The sequence below is a fragment of the Bacteroides sp. B1-V-101 genome (genome assembly GCF_023656585.1).
Taxonomy (GTDB): Bacteria; Bacteroidota; Bacteroidia; order Bacteroidales; family Bacteroidaceae; genus Bacteroides; species Bacteroides thetaiotaomicron.
In genome coordinates this window covers 27395-46727 of the sequence record NZ_JAMOKH010000047.1, presented here as the reverse complement: position 1 = coordinate 46727, position 19333 = coordinate 27395, and the positions used below count along the sequence as shown (strand labels likewise).

The following is a 19333-nucleotide window of genomic DNA, read 5'->3' as shown; positions in this document are numbered from 1 at the left end:
TAAGGAGAGAGGTATTACTCAGTATCTTTCCAATCCTGAAACGGATTTGATGGAACTTGTTCAGCCTTCTGATGTAAATAAGAATCTGTTTATTCTTCCGGGTGGTACTGTTCCTCCTAATCCAACGGAACTGTTAGCCCGTAACGGCCTGGACAGAGCGATAGAAACCTTGAAGAAGAACTTCGATTATGTCATCCTTGATACTGCTCCTATCGGCATGGTGACAGATACCTTATTAATAGGTCGTGTAGCAGACTTGTCAGTTTACGTATGCCGTGCTGACTACACTCATAAGGCGGAATATACATTGATCAATGAACTGTCTTTTGAGAAGAAGCTACCTAATCTTTGTACCGTCATCAACGGCGTAGACCTGAAGAAGCGAAAATACGGTTATTATTACGGCTACGGTAAGTATGGCAAACACTACGGCTATGGTAAACGTTATGGTTACGGCTATGGATATGGTCAAGATACAAAAAGATAAATATCTGAATATCTATGAATTATAACTTTTCTCAGAAAAAGAGCCCCGCAAGGGGCTTTTCTTTTTGTTATCTGAAATAAAAGCCTCACCTTTGCATTGTTGATCAACAAAACGTGAATAAAATAACTTGAATTTGAATCTTTAAAAAAACGTATTATGAGTGTAATTTACAAAGTTGTTACGCGACCATCTGACCCGCGTGTTCCCAATTCTCCCAAGAAATATTATCCGCATCTGATCACTTTAGGTCAGTCTGTCAATCTGAAATATATTGCGCAGAAAATGCAGGGCTATTCTTCTTTATCTATCGGTGATATCAAGAGTGTGATTCAGAATTTTGTGGAGAAAATGAAAGAGCAACTTCTGGAAGGTAAGTCTGTGAATATCGAAGGCTTGGGGGTATTTATGCTGACTGCTTGTTCGAAAGGAGCGGATGCAGCGAAAGATGTCAATGCTAAAAGTGTGGATAGCGTACGCATTTTCTTTCAGGCGAATAAGGAACTGCGTATCACGAAGACGGCTACCCGTGCAGATGAAAAACTGGATTTGATCAGTCTGGATGAATATCTGAAGAAGTTGAACGCCTCTGTGACTCCGAATGATCCGGATGATGGTGAAAATGGCGGTGGTGGAAATGAAGGAGGAGGAGACGAGGAAGCCCCGGATCCGACTGTATAATCTGAAAAGCTTAAAAAAGAAAGGAGGAAAAATCTATGAAGAAAACTTGGAGTGTAGTTTTGAAAGTAATCATTGCTGTAGCCGGTGCGATTGCCGGAGTACTGGGAGTACAGGCTGCATCATTGTAAGCAGCATTCAGTAAATAAAGTAATTGGTTAGATAAGACAGGCAGGTGGGAAGAACTTTCCCGCCTGCTTTGTTGTATGCTAAAATATCAAATAGTTGGCGTTACTTTTTCGTGTGCGATAACGAAAACACAAAAAATAACATTTTATTATGTAGAAAAAAATGAGGGAATGCTTCGTAGTTCACAAATAATGATTAAATTTGCCGCGATTTGTAATGTTGAGTTTGCAAAATGACGAATAATACTATAAAGCATCTAGGTATTGTGGAAAACATACAGGGTTCTCATCTGTCGGTGAGAATCGTTCAGACGTCGGCTTGTGCGGCTTGTAGCGCAAAAGGCCACTGTTCTTCGGCGGATAGTAAAGACAAAATCATAGATATAACGGATGTTACAGCTGCTTCCTATCAGGTAGGAGAGCGGGTGATGGTGATCGGCGAAACGTCGATGGGCATGATGGCTGTAACCCTTGCATTCATAATTCCTTTTGTACTTCTGATTGTTTCCCTGTTCGCATGGATGGCATTGATAGGGAATGAACTGTATGCGGCTCTTCTTTCTCTGGCAGTTCTTATTCCTTATTATTTCGTATTGTGGCTCAATAAAACGCGAATGAAACAACATTTTTCATTTACTATAAAACCAATAAATAACTAAAACATTATGAATTTGATTCTGATTGCAGTGATTTCATTGGGAGCTATAGCGCTCGTGCTGGCCGCTATTCTTTATGTAGCTTCCAAGAAATTTGCCGTGTATGAAGACCCGCGGATTGCCCAGGTGGGGGAAGTGTTGCCCCAGGCAAACTGTGGTGGATGTGGCTATCCTGGTTGTAGCGGATTTGCCGATGCTTGCGTCAAAGCCGGTTCGCTGGATGGTAAATTCTGCCCTGTAGGCGGTCAGCCTGTCATGGCACAAATTGCTGATATTCTCGGACTGGCAGCTACTGAAGCTGAACCGATGGTAGCAGTAGTAAGATGTAACGGAAGCTGTGCCAACCGTCCGCGTATTAATCAATACGACGGTGCGAAGAGTTGCGCTATTGCCGCTTCATTGTATGGTGGAGAAACGGGTTGTAGCTACGGATGCCTCGGATGTGGCGACTGTGTGGCTGCCTGCCAGTTCGATGCTATCCACATGAATCCTGAAACGGGACTTCCGGAAGTGGATGAAGCCAAATGTACAGCTTGTGGCGCTTGTGTAAAGGCTTGTCCGAAGGCGATCATCGAGATTCGTCCGCAAGGCAAGAAATCACGCCGTGTGTACATCTCTTGTGTGAACAAAGACAAGGGAGCCGTAGCACGTAAGGCTTGTACAGTGAGCTGTATCGGCTGTGGTAAGTGTGTCAAGACTTGTCCGTTCGAAGCCATTACGCTGGAGAACAACCTGGCTTACATCGATCCGAACAAGTGTAAATCATGTCGTAAGTGCGTGGAAGTTTGTCCGCAGAACACAATTATCGAGCTGAACTTCCCTCCACGTAAACCGAAGGCGGAAGAAGCACCGAAAACAGTTGCTGCAGAAGCTCCGAAGGTAACAGAATAATAACAGAATAAAATACAGAATTGTATGTTAAAGACATTTTCAATTGGTGGAGTTCATCCACACGAAAATAAATTGTCGGCACATCAACCTATCATCACAGCGGAAGTTCCTGCAAAGGCAGTTATTCTGTTGGGGCAGCACATTGGCGCACCTGCCAAACCGATAGTTGCAAAAGGTGATATGGTGAAGGTAGGCACGAAGATTGCCGAACCTGCCGGCTTCGTTTCGGCAGCAATTCACTCTTCTGTCAGTGGAAAAGTGGCGAAGATTGATACAATAGTCGATGCGAGCGGTTATGCAAAACCTGCTATCTTTATTGATGTAGAAGGCGATGAATGGGAAGAAGCCATTGACCGTAGCAAGACACTGGTCAAAGAATGTGAGCTTTCGTCCGAAGAAATCGTGAAGAAGATTGCCGATGCCGGTATCGTAGGTTTGGGTGGTGCTTGTTTCCCTACACAGGTGAAACTTTGTCCGCCGCCTTCGTTCAAGGCAGAATGTGTGATTATCAATGCGGTGGAATGTGAACCGTATCTGACTGCCGACCATCAGCTGATGCTGGAACACGCGGAAGAAGTCATGGTAGGTGTCTCCATTCTGATGAAAGCCGTGAAGGTAAATAAGGCATTTATCGGAATTGAGAATAACAAGCCGGATGCTATTGAACTGATGACGAAAGTCGCTTCCAGTTATGCAGGCATTGAAGTTGTTCCTTTGAAAGTGAAATATCCTCAGGGCGGTGAGAAACAGTTGATTGATGCGATTACCAAACGCCAGGTGGCAAGTGGTGCGCTGCCTATCTCTACTGGGGCAGTTGTGCAGAATGTGGGTACGGCATTTGCTGTTTATGAAGCTGTTCAGAAAAATAAACCGTTGTTTGAACGTGTGATTACCGTAACTGGTAAGTCTGTGGCCAAACCTTCCAACTTCCTGGCGCGTATCGGTACACCGATGAAACAGCTGATTGATGCTTGTGGCGGTCTGCCGGAGGATACGGGAAAAGTGATCGGTGGCGGTCCGATGATGGGTAAGGCTCTGGTGAATATCGAAGTTCCTACCGCAAAAGGCAGTTCCGGCATCCTGATTATGAATCAGAAGGAAGCCAAACGTGGTGAAGCACAAACCTGTATCCGTTGCGCAAAGTGTGTGAGCGCTTGTCCGATGGGATTGGAGCCGTACTTGCTCGGAGCTTTGTCCGAAAACGGAGATTTTGAAACAATGGAAAAAGAAAGAATCATGGATTGTATCGAGTGCGGTTCCTGTCAGTTCACTTGTCCTGCCAACCGTCCGCTGCTTGATTACTGCCGCTTGGGTAAGGGTAAAGTAGGAGGCATGATTCGTGCACGTCAAGCTAAAAAATAACGAAGTATGGAAAATAAATTAATCGTATCACTATCACCCCACGTGCATGGCGGAGACAGCGTACAGAAAAATATGTATGGCGTGCTGATCGCACTGATTCCGGCTTTTCTGGTGTCGCTTTATTTTTTCGGCCTGGGGGCTCTGATTGTCACGGCTACTTCGGTAGCAGCCTGTTTATTCTTCGAATGGGCGATCGTTAAATTCTTAATGAAGAAACCTGCTACAACCATCTGTGACGGTTCTGCTGTCATTACAGGTGTGTTGCTGGCATTCAATCTACCTTCCAATCTGCCTATCTGGATTATCATTCTGGGTGCACTGTTCGCAATTGGTGTAGGCAAGATGTCTTTCGGTGGTCTGGGCTGCAACCCATTCAACCCGGCATTGGCGGGACGTGTATTCCTGTTGCTTTCTTTCCCGGTGCAGATGACAACATGGCCGGTAGTAGGTCAGCTGACATCTTATATGGACGCTACCACCGGTGCTACTCCACTGGCATTGATGAAACAGGCTATTCACGGCGATGCAAGTGCTTTGAGCCAGATACCTGATGCGCTGACTCTGTTTATCGGACAGAACGGCGGATGTATCGGTGAAGTAAGTGCGCTGGCACTGTTGCTCGGACTGGTATACATGCTCTGGAAAAAGATCATCACCTGGCATATTCCGGTTTCTATCATTGTGACTGTATTTGTATTTGCAGGCATTATGCACATGGTGGATCCCGAAAAGTATGTTTCTCCGATATTGCAACTACTCTCCGGAGGTCTGATGCTGGGAGCTGTCTTTATGGCAACCGACTATGTGACTTCTCCGATGAGCAAGAAAGGTATGCTGATTTACGGTGTTTGTATCGGTCTGCTGACGGTGGTTATCCGTCTGTTCGGTGCATATCCCGAAGGTATGTCATTCGCCATCCTGATTATGAATGCGTTCACTCCGCTGATTAACACCTATTGTAAACCTAAACGCTTTGGGGAGGTAGCGAAGAAGAAATGAAAAAGTTACAATCATCTTTAAAGAATATGTTGCTGGTACTTACGGGCGTTACAGCCGTTTCCGTAGCGTTGCTGGCTTATGTGAACGAACTGACAAAAGGCCCGATTGCCGAAGCGAATGCAAAGACGCTGAACGAGGCCTTGAAAAAGGTGCTTCCTGAATATACCAATAATCCGGTAGCCGAAAGCGATACTGTTTTCAGCGAGAAAGACGGAAAGAAAATCGTGGATTTCATTATCTATCCGGCCAAGAATGGCGAAAAGTGGGTAGGTTCTGCCGTTGAAGCCAAGTCAATGGGATTTGGCGGTGAACTGAAAGTGCTGGTGGGCTTTGATGCTGAAGGCAAGATTTATAACTACTCTTTATTGGCGCACGCTGAAACTCCGGGATTGGGTTCGAAAGCGGACAAATGGTTTGGAGCTTATGATCCTGCAAAGAACGAAAAACCGGTATCTCACGAAGAAAGTGCAAAGTCTATTTTGGGCATGAATCCGGGAGAGACTCCATTGGCTGTGACCAAAGACATGAATGGACAGGTAGATGCTATCACGGCTTCTACTATCACTTCACGTGCTTTCCTGAATGCGGTGAATGCTGCTTATCAGGCATATAAAGGCGGTGAGGTGGATACGAATTCCGGAGCTTCCCAGAAAAATGAACCGGCTGTTGCACCGGAAGGTGAAGCAGCTGCTAATGACACTAATAACTAAGAAAGGAGGAGACAGTTATGAATAATTTTAAAGTAATGATGAACGGGATTATCAAAGAGAATCCTATTTTTGTGCTCCTGCTCGGTATGTGTCCTACATTGGGTACGACATCATCGGCAATCAATGGTATGGGTATGGGACTAGCCACTATGTTCGTCCTGATTTGCTCGAACGTGGTAATTTCATCTATCAAGAATCTGATTCCGGATATGGTACGCATCCCTTCATTTATCGTGGTGATCGCGTCATTCGTGACACTGTTGCAGATGATAATGCAAGCATACGTGCCCGATCTGTATGCTACTCTCGGTCTTTTCATTCCGCTGATCGTAGTAAACTGTATCGTACTGGGACGTGCGGAAGCTTTCGCAGCGAAGAACAATCCGCTGGCTTCTATGTTTGATGGTATCGGTATGGGATTTGGTTTTACCATTGCCCTGACTCTGTTGGGTGCCGTACGTGAATTCCTCGGAACAGGTAAGATATTTAATCTGACCATTCTGCCGGAAGAATACGGAATGCTGATCTTTGTTCTGGCTCCGGGTGCCTTTATCGCTTTAGGTTATCTGATTTCCATTATTAATAGTCTGAAGAAAGCCTAACTCTATTAAATAAGAAAAGAATATGGAATATATATTGATATTTATCTCGGCAATCTTTGTAAACAACATTGTGTTGTCGCAGTTCCTGGGAATCTGTCCGTTCCTGGGTGTTTCCAAGAAGGTGGAAACAGCGATGGGTATGAGTGCGGCAGTTGCTTTCGTGCTGACTATCGCTACCATCGTCACATTCCTGATTCAGAAGTTTGTGTTGGATGCTTTCGGATTGGGGTACTTACAGACAATCACTTTTATTCTGGTTATTGCCGGACTGGTGCAGATGGTAGAAATTATTCTGAAGAAAGTTTCTCCTTCTTTGTATCAGGCACTGGGTGTGTTTCTGCCGTTGATTACAACGAACTGCTGTATTCTCGGTGTGGCAATCCTGGTAATCCAGAAAGACTTTGATCTGCTGACAGGTGTTGTATACGCATTCTCTACTGCTCTTGGCTTCGGTCTGGCACTGGTATTGTTTGCCGGATTGCGTGAGCAGATGACCTTGGTGAAGATTCCGAAAGGAATGCAGGGGACTCCGATTGCTTTGATTACTGCAGGTTTGCTGGCAATGGCATTCATGGGCTTCTCTGGCGTCGTGTAAAAGACTAAGTTGATAATTAGATAAAGAGGCTGGAAACTCTGTCGTATGGCAACATACAGGCAGTTTGTTTCCGGCCTTTTTCTTTATATCTGCTTCATACCGAATATGTTTTTTATCATACCAAAACGCCCTCAAATCGTCCCGTAAGTATCTTCCTGTGAATAAAATTGCGATAGTTTATTGCATTTCCATTTTATTTCCATACATTTGTACCTCAAACAAACTGAAAACCGAAAAACTAACCATATTTTAAAATTATATGAAAGAAAGAATTTTAGTAACGGGAGGAACAGGCTATATTGGGTCTCATACCGTTGTAGAACTACAAAACAGTGGATACGAAGTAATCATTATCGATAATTTATCAAATTCGAGTGCTGACGTTGTTGACAATATAGAGAAAGTATCCGGTATCCGCCCAGCTTTTGAAAAACTGGATTGTCTTGATTTTGCTGGCCTTGATGCCGTATTTGCCAAATATAAAGGAATTAAAGCGATTATTCATTTCGCAGCAAGCAAAGCAGTAGGAGAGTCGGTAGAGAAGCCGTTGCTTTATTACCGTAACAACCTGGTTTCTTTAATCAACCTTCTGGAGTTAATGCCTAAGCATGGAGTAGAAGGCATTGTGTTCTCTTCTTCCTGTACAGTATATGGTCAACCGGATGAGTTGCCTGTAACGGAAAAGGCTCCGATCAAGAAAGCGGAATCACCTTATGGAAATACAAAACAGATTAATGAAGAAATTATCCGTGATACAATAGCTTCCGGTGCCCCGATCAATGCTATTTTGCTGCGTTATTTCAATCCGATTGGCGCACATCCTACAGCATTGCTGGGTGAACTTCCGAACGGTGTTCCTCAAAACCTGATTCCTTATCTGACTCAGACAGCGATGGGTATCCGTGAAAAACTAAGTGTATTCGGTGACGATTATGATACTCCTGACGGTTCTTGTATCCGTGACTTTATCAATGTTGTTGACTTGGCTAAAGCACACGTGATTGCAATCCGCCGTATTTTGGAGCAAAAACAGAAAGAAAAAGTAGAAGTATTCAATATCGGTACAGGACGCGGTGTTTCAGTATTGGAACTGATTAATGGCTTTGAAAAAGCTACCGGCGTTAAACTGAATTATCAGATTGTAGGCCGTCGCGCAGGGGATATTGAAAAGGTATGGGCTAACCCCGATTTTGCCAACCAGGAACTGGGTTGGAAAGCGGTAGAAACATTAGAAGATACTTTACGCTCTGCATGGAATTGGCAGCTGAAACTCCGTGAAAGAGGCATTCAGTAAAAAGATATTTGTTTTAATTAACATAAAAGTTTAAACAAATCGTTCATGCGATTTGTTTATTAGATGCTAATCAGCTTGATCTGTTTGTGAGTATGTGAATATGAGTAAATGGTACTTATGCCTCTCCGGCATAGACAGGTATGATTGCATAGTAGTTTTGTCGTGTTTTATTTTGTGTTTGTGTTGTGACGGTACTACGACGGGAGTCGTGGTACCGTTTTTTGTTACTCCTTTACAGCCTGCCTTTAAAACAGAATACGTTAGTTCCCCAATCGGTTTCAGGTAAAGTTCCTTCCGGCTCGAACAATCCATATACGGAAGAACCGGAGCCGCTCATAGAGGCATAAACAGCCCCTTGCCTGTATAGCTCGGCTTTAATTTCTCCGATCACCGGATGCTGGGGGAATACGCTGTCTTCAAAATCATTGATTAATATCTCTTTCCATTCATTTACCGGGCGTTTGATCGCTTCTTTGATCGAGTATTCGGGATGATGAGGGTGAATATTGGCGAAAGCTTCCCGTGTTGATACGAATACATCCGGTTTGATGATCAGAATCTGATATCCTTTTAAGGATAGTGGAATGGGGGAGAATATGTTACCGATTCCTTCGGCAAAGGTCGGGGTGTTTCTGATAAAGAAAGCGCAGTCTGCTCCCAAAGTTGCGGCATATATTTCCAGGTGATCTTCGGATAAATTCAGCTGAAAGTGTTCGTTGAGTAATTTCAGCATGAACGCTGCGTCTGATGAGCCTCCTCCCAGTCCGGCACCGGAAGGAATGTGTTTGTACAGATGGATCTCGATAGGAGAGAGGTGAAACTCTTTATCTAATAGCAGATATGCTTTCACCACTAAATTGTCTTTCGGATTACCTGATATCTCCATTCCGTACTGATGCAGGGAGAACTTTTTGTCCGCTTCGGGGCTGGTTCGGATTTCCAGCGCATCTTCGAGAGCGACGGGGTAGAATACGGTTTCGAGGTTGTGATATCCGTCCGGACGCTTCTCAGTAATAGAGAGTCCCAGGTTTATTTTTGCGTTTGGGAAAGTGATCATATTCGTTCTGAATTATTATTTTTGAATTTTAAATTATGGGTTACGAATTTATGCTATTGGTGACAAAGTTACTAAAATCTTCATTTTTCCTTATCTTTTCTTCATTATTATATTCTATCTTTGTCATCCCTTTCGGATTTTACTATGTATAAAAGCCGGGGATCATAAATTGTAAATCATAAAATTGTATATAAGCAGATGGCTGAACAAAGAAGAAATTCCCGTAACACAAAATCAACTAAAGTACAACCGGTCAATGATTATGGTCGTATCCAACCTCAGGCACCGGAGCTGGAAGAGGCGGTGTTGGGTGCTTTAATGATTGAGAAGGATGCTTATTCGCTGGTGAGTGAGATTCTTCGCCCGGAGTCATTTTATGAGCATCGTCATCAGTTGATTTATGCTGCCATTACTGATCTTGCCGTTAATCAGAAGCCGGTGGACATTCTGACAGTCAAAGAGCAGTTAAGCAAAAGAGGTGAGTTGGAAGAGGTCGGTGGACCGTTCTATATTACTCAGTTGAGCAGTAAGGTTGCTTCTTCCGCACATATCGAATATCACGCCCGTATTATTGCACAAAAATCGTTGGCGCGCGAATTGATAACGTTTACCAGTAATATTCAAAGCAAGGCTTTTGATGAGACACTGGATGTGGACGACTTGATGCAGGAGGCGGAAGGCAAGTTGTTTGAGATTTCCCAGCAGAATATGAAGAAAGACTATACGCAGATTAATCCGGTAATTGACGAAGCGTATAAGCTGATTCAGAAAGCGGCTGCACGAACGGACGGTCTGAGTGGTCTTGAAAGTGGATTTACGAAGTTGGACAAGATGACCTCCGGTTGGCAGAACTCCGACCTTATTATAATCGCTGCCCGTCCTGCCATGGGTAAGACAGCTTTCGTACTTTCCATGGCTAAGAATATTGCCGTTGATTATCGGAATCCGGTAGCGTTGTTCTCTCTTGAAATGAGTAATGTCCAGTTGGTCAACCGTCTTATCACCAATGTTTGTGAGATTCCGAGTGAGAAGATCAAAAGTGGACAATTGGCAAGCTATGAGTGGCAACAGTTGGACTACAAACTGAAAGATCTGCTGGATGCTCCGCTTTATGTGGACGATACTCCGTCTTTGTCTGTGTTTGAACTCCGGACCAAAGCACGTCGTCTGGTGCGTGAACATGGGGTGAGAATCATTATTATTGACTACCTTCAGTTGATGAATGCGAGTGGTATGGCATTCGGTAGTCGTCAGGAAGAGGTTAGTACGATATCCCGTTCGTTGAAAGGATTGGCGAAGGAGTTGAACATTCCCATTATAGCCTTGTCGCAGTTGAATCGTGGTGTGGAGAGTCGTGAAGGTATTGACGGTAAACGCCCTCAGTTGAGTGACCTTCGTGAATCCGGAGCCATCGAGCAGGATGCCGATATGGTGTGCTTTATTCACCGTCCGGAATATTATAAGATTTATCAGGATGATCGTGGTAACGACCTGCGCGGTATGGCAGAAATTGTGATAGCCAAGCATCGTAATGGTGCGGTAGGTGAAGTCTTGCTCCGATTCAAAGGTGAGTTTACACGATTCTCTAATCCGGAAGATGATATGGTTATACCGATGCCGGGTGAACCTACAGGTGCCATGCTGGGGTCTAAACTGAATGCCGGTGCTATGCCTCCGCCTCCGCCGGAACCAGACTTTGTTCCGCAGGGAAATAATCCGTTCGGTGCAACGGAAGGGCCGTTGCCTTTTTAAAAAACGTTCGTTTGGATTGAATCTATTTAACAAATTTGTTACTTAAATATAGTGACAGTATATGTACATGATAATGATATTATTCTGTGCATATACTGTCACTTTTTTAGTAAGATAGTGTCACTATAGATTTTTAATAGGATGCTGGCACTATCTTTTACATCATAATATTTTTTATGAAATGAAGTGTTTGCTTTGATATATTATAAAAAAAGGTTACTTTTGATAACCTTAATCTAAAAAAGATACTTATTGCTACTATGACTAATACATCAAAAATAAAACACACTGAAACATTTAAGTATAAATTATTATCCGTAATTGTTTGTATTTTAGGAGGAATATGCTTTTCTGTTTGTAAATACACTTATGAAATAAAGCTTGCAGGACTCAAAGCGAAAGCAAAAAATGCTTTTTTGGAAGCTGTAGAATACGAACTGGAGGATAGGTACGTTGAAGGAAATTTTTTGTATTATTCTCATGCCGCTAAGTCTGCTCATCATTTGCCTGATTCTGTTTTTTGGAAAGACGAGAAGGGAAGAAGATATGCATATCGAATGGACCCTGAGAGGAATAGATTGAATGTAGAAAGTGAAGTGGAAATGCGTCTTATCCATTCCATTAATATTTTTAGAGATCCACTCCAGCCGGACTCTTTTAATGCTATTTGGAGGGGATGTTTACAAGAATCCGGTATTTCTATTCCATCTGCATTATATATTTCGGTGACAGGTCTGGATGGTAAAGTACAATCGCAGAATACATTTCAAAGTGAATGGTGTAGTTCATCTAATAAGATATTGACAGTTTATATTGGTTATGCCAGTGAAATAGAAGTTATAGGTTATCTTCATTATTCAATATGGAGTATAATGTGTTTTGAGTTAATTTGTTATCTTTTGCTATATGTTGCTGGAGTTGGCTGTATGTATAAAATCTTTTTGGCAGTACGGAGTAGGTTGATGAAAACGTTGCGAGAGGAAATCATAAAACTACCAATGCTGGCACAAAAGAAAAGTGTAACTTCTAAACGTACTTATGTGTTAGGTGAAAATATCATATTCTACGCAGAACAGCATATCATAGAAAAAGAAGGAATTAAAAAGGCTATCTGGGCTCAATCCAGCCATTTACTGGAACTTTTTCTGAATAAAAAGGATTATATATTGGAGTATGATGTAATTTTAGAAAATTTGTGGCCGGATAAAACAGGTACTACTGAACGGATGCATAAAACAATTACCCGTTTACGTCAAGTGTTTCGTGAGATTGGAATAGAAGTTGTCGTAAAAAGAAATACGAACTCCTATCAACTCATTCTTTAATAACTTATTATTGATTGTACTTTGAATATAAGAAAAATCGATGAAAAGGGTAAAAATATATCGGAAAGGATATGTGGGTTTGCTATAAATAGGCATGTCCGAAAATGTCCGTAATCTTCTATTGCTATTAATTCTCAATCAACTACCCTTACGTCATATACATAGCAACTAACAGAAAAATTATCTATTTGCATGATGGCTATGTGATTAATGGAGAATAGGACTCGGCTATTATTGATACTATGTAAAATAGATCTGAGAATATGTTTAAAATGTTATCAGCAATGAGCCGGAAATAAGACAAGACAACTAGTATTTAGAATATTAGGAAAGTAAACAATTCAAATAGAATAAAACAGAAAGATACTATGAGAAATTTAAGTTTAGCTATATTGTTCGTACTTGTTTTTTTTATAATCATCTCCTGTTCATTTGGTGACAGACGCTTGGAACAGGCGTTAAGTTTTGCCGGAGATAATCGGACAGAATTGGAAAAAGTGTTAATATACTATCGTGGTGATCCTGAAAAGCTGGAAGCAGCCCGTTTTTTAATACGGAATATGCCACATTGGTATTCTTATAAAGGATGGCAACTAGACTCTGTCTGTCATTTGATTACACAAGATAGTCTTCCTAGAGGGCTGATCAGAGAATGGAGCAATGTCTCTTTTTATTCTTTGCCTAAGGTATATGATGCACAAGTTATCACCGCTGATTACCTAATTGAGAATATAGATCTTGCATTTGATGTTTGGAAAGAAAAATCTTGGAACAGGAATTTGAAATTTGATGATTTTTGCGAACTTATATTGCCATATCGTATAGATAATGAACCATTGTCATCGTGGAGGAAATTATATCATGATTATTATGCTTTATTGTTGGATTCTGTCTATCAAGGGGAAGATGTGGTAGAGGCTTGTCGTGTACTTTGCAAAGAACTGCACAAAAAAGGTTTCCACTATTTTACAGATATTACCATTCCACATATAGATGGAACACTTTTGTTTCGCCGTCCTGCAGGCTATTGTAGAGATGCATGTGATTTCACATTGTATGCTATGCGTGCATGCGGAATCCCAGTGGCTACTGAGTTCTTTAGGTATGCTCCGGACTATCAGCATTTTCATTCATGGAATACATTGCGGGATACGACCGGACGTTTTATAGTATTTGATTCCGAAGAACTAGAACCGACACGGGAGCCACGATCGGATGGTAGAAGGAAGGGTAAGGCCTATCGCTATTGCTTTGGTGTACAGGAAACTTTGAATCCTGCTACAGATCTGACAGATACAAGGATTCCGTCTTTTTTTAGAAACCGATATTTAAAGGATGTAACTGTGAACTATTTTGTTAAAAATAAACTTACTGTTCCTGTGAAGACGAAGGAGCGATATCTTTATGTGGGTGTTTTCAGCCCCAATGGATGGGTGCTTATTGATATGGCAGAAAGAGACGGGCATTTGGTTACCTTTTGTAATTTGGAACCTAACATTATTTATCAATTATTTCAGTGTGATGGATGGCAACAGTGTCCGGTAGGATATCCATTTATTTATAGAAAGGGAAAAGCAGAGATACTCAAGCCGGATATGAATGATTGGGAGAAAGTAATTCTGACGAGGAAAATGTCTATTAAACCCACAATATCTGTATGGTTGTACCGGGCGATTATAGGAGCCAGGATAGAGGCTTCGAACGACTTGACTTTTAAACATGCAGATTTGTTGTATGAATTTAAGGATACGCTTACTACCAATTATTATCGATTGAATCCGCTGAATGTGCATAAAAAGTATACGTACATTCGTTATTCTCCTCCAGTGGGTAAACGAATGGAATTAGCGGAACTTGCAGTATATGAAGATACTCTATGCAATATGAAAATACCTTTGCATCGAATGAATGATGTATCGTATGCGCCTTATATGGAGGGTATAACTGATGGCAATATACTTACTTTTTTTTTGGCCGATCCTGAGGATGCTTCATCTTCTGTTATATACAAGCTTGATAAAAAAAATTCTATCAGTAAGATTGTTTTCGCTCCACGTAACGATGATAATTTTGTTTGGCCTGGAGATAGTTATGAATTGTTTTACCAGAATGGAGTAAATGGATGGGAGTCTTTAGGAATTCAAAAAGCCGGTAATGATAGGAAACTTTATTATTCTGTTCCCAAAAATGCGTTGCTATGGCTGAGAGATCGTACGAAGGGACGGGAAGAACAGGTCTTTGTTTACAGGAACGGGAAGCAGTATTTTACGATTGATATCCATTAATGTTAATGGATAATGTGCTATAAATCTTTATTATTGGTTACTGAAAGATGCATTATTTAATAAAAAAACAGCATGTCCGAAATTGTCCGCTGTAATTTGTTGGCGTTGGTTTTCAATCTACTAACTTTATAGCTGTGATGAAAGCGTTGAAAAACGCTATGAGATATAATAGGATATTACGGGCAATTCGCATTGATCTTAAGAGTTAATCGCTCAATTAAGTGAGAAACGATATTTTATTTAGGTTCTAGGTTGGATTAAATAAGTGACCTTTGGTGTTGGAAAGGATTAAGATATGGTGTTGGAAAAAATAAAGATTTGCGTAATGTGCATTTGTGTACTTTGTGTAATTGTATTAATGATGGGTATATTTTGTTTCGCTTCATTTAGAATCCCTTCAAATTCTATGGAACCCACACTAATTTCGGGTGATTATATTCTAGTGAATAAAATGATAAAAGGAGCACGTTTATTTAACATATTTGCTGCTTTTAATAAAGAAGATATTACCATAAATCGAGCTATAGGCTATGGTACATTTAAAAGGAATGATGTTTTGGTATTCAACTTCCCTTATCCAGAAGGCAAATGGGATAGTATACAGTTTGATATACATAAGTACTATGTGAAAAGGTGCATAGCTTTGCCTGGAGATACCTTGGAAATTCATAGAGGGGTATATAATATAAAAGGATGTCAAGATATATTAGGGAATCGATTAGCGCAAATACAAATTTCACTACTTCCTGATAGTCTATTTCCTCAATCAATATTGTGCGCATATCCACAGTGTGAAAAAATGCGCTGGACAATCAAAGAGATGGGGCCTATTCCTATACCTGGCAAAGGTCAATCAATAGAATTAAACGATACAACAGTTTCGCTTTATCATGAATTGATAAACTGGGAACAAAGATCAAAACTAATATTGAAAAAGGATACAGTTTATATGAATGATAGTATTATAAAGTGGTATTGTTTTCGGGAGAACTATTACTTTGTGGCAGGTGATAATGTTGGCAGTTCGCAGGATTCTCGTTATTGGGGGCTATTGCCTGAATCATATATTGTTGGAAAGGCTGTTTTGATATGGAAATCGAATGACGAATCAGGAAAATTAAGATGGAGTAGGATATTAAGCAAAATCGAATAATTAATAATTTTCAAGTATAAATTAGAAGTATTTACTAGTATGAAAACAAAATTTACGTGTTTATCTTTTTTAGGTGTGGTCGTTTTATTTGCCATACTTAATCTTTGTAAAGTTCAAGTCAAGAATGGCGAGAAACTATCTATTTATAATGTATTGCTACAAACAATGCCATTAGAAACGCTTGCCGAGGCTGAAGATTTTCCGGAAAATTTTCCTGTAGATCCTTGGTGGGAAAGCGGTTCTGGAAATGGAGCAAAGGTACGTGAGGTAACGAATTCGTATACTTACTTTTATCTGCCAAGTGGCAATTACTTTCTTGAGTATGTATGTCCTACGACAAGCGTAAATTGTTATGGAATAGGAGAAGTGCCATGTATTACAAATGTCTATTTGGGAGATAGAGTTCTTAATAGAATAGTAACAGAAGATCAAAAACATACCAATTCTTGATACATAATAATAAATGTATGAATATGAAAATTAGATCATTTATTCTTTTTGGAGGATTGTTGGCAACATCCGTATGTTGCCAAAGTATGGAGTGTAAAAGTAAAGAAACTGGTAAAGAAGAACATCAGTTTGTTTTAAAAGAGTCGAAAACGAGAATGCAGGATAGTTTACTCTTCAAGTCGGTCACAATTATTCCATTGGAGATGGATACTAAAAAATATGCGGCAAAGATTGACCGTATCTATTTTGATAGAAATACATTCTTTTTACTTGAAAAGAACTTTCAATGTGTAAGTCTATATGATAAAGAAGGACATGCTAAAAAAACGATTATGGGAATCGAAAATAGCTCTCAGGAATATAGGAAACTAGCAGATATTTGTATTGATAAAGTGCGTCAGGAACTACTGGTGTTAGCTTCTGAACCTTCTAAAATAATGTATTATTCTTATCAAGGAGAGTTCTTGAGGGAAAAAGCATTACCCACTTATTTTGAATCTATTGTCACTGATGGAGAGTTTATTTATTTGCAAGATTATAATGTGATGAAAGGCGAGAAAGAAATTATGATCTATGATATGAATCTAGAGAAGAAACAGGAAGCTTTAGAAGTCAGTCGGCAATTTAAGGGACATGAGATATTTAGTAATTTTTCGTTTACTAAGGGCAATATGATGACTCAAGATACAATTATTCATATTACCAGGTGTTTTGATAACAAAATATACTGTGCCGAAAATGGAAAAGTGTCTCTAGAATATACATTGGATTTTGAAGATAATGCATTGCCAGACATTTTGTTGGAACAAAAAATGAGACCTTCTGAGTTTATGAGGATATGTAGGGAACATAATTATATATCTTTTATTACAGATGTAATTGAGAATGATAAGCTTATGCTTTTTAATACGAATGTAGGATTTTGTGTGTGTAATAAACAGACTGGAGATATTACTAAATATAACTACATTATAGATTCCATAACAGGATATGATATTGAGAACAAAATGCAAATTGTAGGAAATACAAATAATAGGTTGGCTATGTATTGGCCACTTACATTTGTAAAGGACTCAAAAATTCAACCGGTAAAAGAGTCTTCTTTCTATAAACGGATCAGTGCACAATCCTCAAAGCTATTGCCAAAGATAGATAACAGGCATAATGCTATTTTGGTCATCTATGAATTTTAGACTATCTATTATAAACTATAAAAAATAAGTAATATGAATTTAAATGTAATAAAAGGGATTGTTATATTGGCAATAGGATTATTTTCTTTTCTTAATGTATATCAATTTCAGGTAAAAAGTAACGAAAATATATTTAGTTATAATGCTTTATTACAAGTTAAAGAGCTGATAAATGGCCCTGCTTATGGAGAAGGATCTTCAGAAGACTTTCCGGAAGATCCTTTTAAAGGTGAAAGTGATAGTGGATCAAAGTATATGGAGAGAAAAGAATTACAATATTATGAATATGAATATGAAGATTTACATAAAGAAATAGGTGGAGAAAAGATGTACATGGGGTATAAGATGGCAATCACTCAAGTTGACTGTAATGGACACGGTGATGTTTCTTGCTTTAAAGGGAAATACTGTGGTGCAAGTGAATTTCTTGGAGAAGTAAAGGAAAGTGAAAGAAAGGACAGATTCTAAAATAACAAAAGACCATAATCATATGAAGTTTTCTATATTTACACTATGTATCATATTCTTCATTTGTTGCAAAAGCACTCACACAGAAGATAATAATTATGATATGAAAACGTTGACTTTCAAAGAAAGTGCTGGGGCATTGGAAGATACTATCTTTTTCAAATCGGCAATTATGTTACCGTTAGAGACAGATAGTTCTGCATTAATCGGATATGTAAGTCGCATATATATGGCGGATGATACTCTTTTTATTCTGGATCAGAATTTTCAAAGCATAATTATTTATGATTCAAAAGGGAGGTACATAAATTCGATTCAGAATGTGGGAGCTGGTCCAAAAGAATACATTGATTTAGGCGATATCTGTGTGGATAATACCAATAAGGAACTTTTGGTATTATGTACACGTCCCTCTAAAGTGCAATATTATTCATATCACGGTGAACTATTAAGAGAAAAACAATTAGGGGATAAATATTATTCCCATATAGGAATGGATGGTAAGTATATTTATCTGCATGATGATACAGGCATTAATAAGAATAAGGAAATAGACATTTATGATCGGCAATTAAATTATATGGAAAGTGCATTGGAGCGTGGAGAATCATTCAAAAATAATGATGCAAGTACAATTAGTCATTTTTGCCAAGGAAGTACAATGACGCAAGGTTCTTCGGTTCTTATTGCAAGAGATTTTGATAATACAATATTTGAGGCTAAAGATGGTAAGGTTTATCCTAAATATCTATTGGATTTTAAAGAGCATACATTGCCGAAAGAATTGTTAGATGGGAAAATGAAATCATTTGAATTTTTGGACTATTGTCGGGAAAATAAGTATATTATATCTGTCAAGGAGTTTGTAGAAAGTCCCAGATTCTTATTATTTACGACTAATCTTGGAGTCTTTGTTTGTGATAAGCAAAAACAAGAAATGACTCGATATTCTTTCCTTCTCAATACTGAATCGGGTATGGGGGGAAGCGATTTTCAAATTATAGGAAATACTAATAAATTGGCAACTGTTGAGTCTGTTAGTAGAATGAAACAAATGCTGGAAGATCGATTAAAATATAATCCTGATGCAGCAAAATGGAATGTAGATTTTTCAAAAAAAATAAATGCGATGGATGATGAAGCGAATCCCGTTCTATTTATTTATGATTTCTAATTCTTTTGATATTACTGGTATGTAGTTAGAATCGTGTTATTCAGACATGAAATTATTCATCTGAGTAACGCGATTTT

20 protein-coding genes are annotated in these 19333 nt (G+C 39.7%); 19 read left to right on the top strand and 1 reads right to left on the bottom strand.

Going from position 1 to position 19333, the window contains the following annotated elements; all coding sequences use genetic code 11:
• The 11 genes from NBH01_RS23145 to galE all read left to right on the top strand — a co-directional run.
• Nucleotides 1-487: tyrosine-protein kinase family protein (locus tag NBH01_RS23145; protein WP_502801505.1), on the top strand; the 487-nt coding region annotated here is incomplete at its 5' end.
• 156 nt (nt 488-643) lie between these two features.
• Nucleotides 644-1165 carry an HU family DNA-binding protein gene (locus NBH01_RS23140; protein WP_008761240.1) on the top strand — a complete coding sequence of 174 codons (522 nt, stop codon included), beginning with the start codon at nt 644-646 and terminating at the stop codon, nt 1163-1165.
• A 35-nt stretch (nt 1166-1200) separates the two neighbouring features.
• Entirely contained in the window at nt 1201-1293 is a 93-nt protein-coding gene (locus NBH01_RS23135) for a smalltalk protein (protein WP_008765124.1), read from the top strand.
• A gap of 230 nt (nt 1294-1523) precedes the next feature.
• Nucleotides 1524-1949 carry a SoxR reducing system RseC family protein gene (locus tag NBH01_RS23130; protein ID WP_008765125.1) on the top strand — a complete coding sequence of 142 codons (426 nt, stop codon included), beginning with the start codon at nt 1524-1526 and terminating at the stop codon, nt 1947-1949.
• 6 nt (nt 1950-1955) lie between these two features.
• Entirely contained in the window at nt 1956-2837 is an 882-nt protein-coding gene (locus tag NBH01_RS23125; RefSeq protein ID WP_008761242.1) for a Fe-S cluster domain-containing protein, read from the top strand.
• 24 nt (nt 2838-2861) lie between these two features.
• Nucleotides 2862-4199 (top strand): electron transport complex subunit RsxC, encoded by a 1338-nt coding sequence (gene rsxC, locus NBH01_RS23120; protein ID WP_250700330.1) that lies wholly within the window; start codon nt 2862-2864, stop codon nt 4197-4199.
• Nucleotides 4200-4205: 6 nt separating this feature from the next.
• The gene (locus NBH01_RS23115; protein ID WP_008761244.1) at nt 4206-5198 is read left to right on the top strand and encodes an RnfABCDGE type electron transport complex subunit D; all 993 of its coding nucleotides are present in this window, start codon (nt 4206-4208) and stop codon (nt 5196-5198) included.
• Nucleotides 5195-5908: an RnfABCDGE type electron transport complex subunit G gene (locus NBH01_RS23110; RefSeq protein ID WP_032813361.1), complete on the top strand. Its 714-nt coding sequence runs from the start codon at nt 5195-5197 to the stop codon at nt 5906-5908. The genes NBH01_RS23115 and NBH01_RS23110 overlap by 4 nt, the downstream gene beginning before the upstream one ends.
• A 17-nt stretch (nt 5909-5925) precedes the next feature.
• Complete coding sequence (gene rsxE / locus NBH01_RS23105) at nt 5926-6510, top strand: electron transport complex subunit RsxE (protein WP_250700329.1); 585 nt, start codon at nt 5926-5928, stop codon at nt 6508-6510.
• A 22-nt stretch (nt 6511-6532) separates the two neighbouring features.
• Complete coding sequence (gene rsxA, locus NBH01_RS23100) at nt 6533-7105, top strand: electron transport complex subunit RsxA (protein ID WP_008761247.1); 573 nt, start codon at nt 6533-6535, stop codon at nt 7103-7105.
• 259 nt (nt 7106-7364) lie between these two features.
• Complete coding sequence (gene galE / locus NBH01_RS23095) at nt 7365-8399, top strand: UDP-glucose 4-epimerase GalE (RefSeq protein WP_048694868.1); 1035 nt, start codon at nt 7365-7367, stop codon at nt 8397-8399.
• 232 nt (nt 8400-8631) lie between these two features.
• On the opposite strand, the gene ispE is transcribed toward galE, so the two are convergent.
• The gene (gene ispE, locus NBH01_RS23090) at nt 8632-9456 is read right to left on the bottom strand and encodes a 4-(cytidine 5'-diphospho)-2-C-methyl-D-erythritol kinase (protein WP_250700328.1); all 825 of its coding nucleotides are present in this window, start codon (nt 9454-9456) and stop codon (nt 8632-8634) included.
• A gap of 198 nt (nt 9457-9654) precedes the next feature.
• Between ispE and dnaB the strand changes: the two genes are divergently transcribed.
• From dnaB to NBH01_RS23050, 8 genes are all read left to right on the top strand, one after another.
• Nucleotides 9655-11208: a replicative DNA helicase gene (dnaB, locus tag NBH01_RS23085; RefSeq protein WP_225694285.1), complete on the top strand. Its 1554-nt coding sequence runs from the start codon at nt 9655-9657 to the stop codon at nt 11206-11208.
• A gap of 260 nt (nt 11209-11468) precedes the next feature.
• A complete protein-coding gene (locus tag NBH01_RS23080; protein WP_234141717.1) occupies nt 11469-12533 on the top strand; it encodes a winged helix-turn-helix domain-containing protein in 1065 nt (354 codons plus the stop codon).
• A gap of 368 nt (nt 12534-12901) precedes the next feature.
• Nucleotides 12902-14818 (top strand): hypothetical protein, encoded by a 1917-nt coding sequence (locus NBH01_RS23075; RefSeq protein ID WP_250700327.1) that lies wholly within the window; start codon nt 12902-12904, stop codon nt 14816-14818.
• 295 nt (nt 14819-15113) lie between these two features.
• On the top strand, nt 15114-15971 hold the full coding sequence (gene lepB, locus NBH01_RS23070) for a signal peptidase I (protein WP_055218238.1): 858 nt from the start codon (nt 15114-15116) through the stop codon (nt 15969-15971).
• Nucleotides 15972-16010: 39 nt separating this feature from the next.
• Complete coding sequence (locus NBH01_RS23065; RefSeq protein WP_055218236.1) at nt 16011-16421, top strand: hypothetical protein; 411 nt, start codon at nt 16011-16013, stop codon at nt 16419-16421.
• A gap of 17 nt (nt 16422-16438) precedes the next feature.
• Complete coding sequence (locus NBH01_RS23060) at nt 16439-17614, top strand: DUF4934 domain-containing protein (protein ID WP_250700326.1); 1176 nt, start codon at nt 16439-16441, stop codon at nt 17612-17614.
• A gap of 33 nt (nt 17615-17647) precedes the next feature.
• A complete protein-coding gene (locus NBH01_RS23055) occupies nt 17648-18082 on the top strand; it encodes a hypothetical protein (protein ID WP_234141721.1) in 435 nt (144 codons plus the stop codon).
• 103 nt (nt 18083-18185) lie between these two features.
• Nucleotides 18186-19256: a DUF4934 domain-containing protein gene (locus NBH01_RS23050; RefSeq protein WP_234141722.1), complete on the top strand. Its 1071-nt coding sequence runs from the start codon at nt 18186-18188 to the stop codon at nt 19254-19256.
• Nucleotides 19257-19333: the final 77 nt, after the last annotated feature.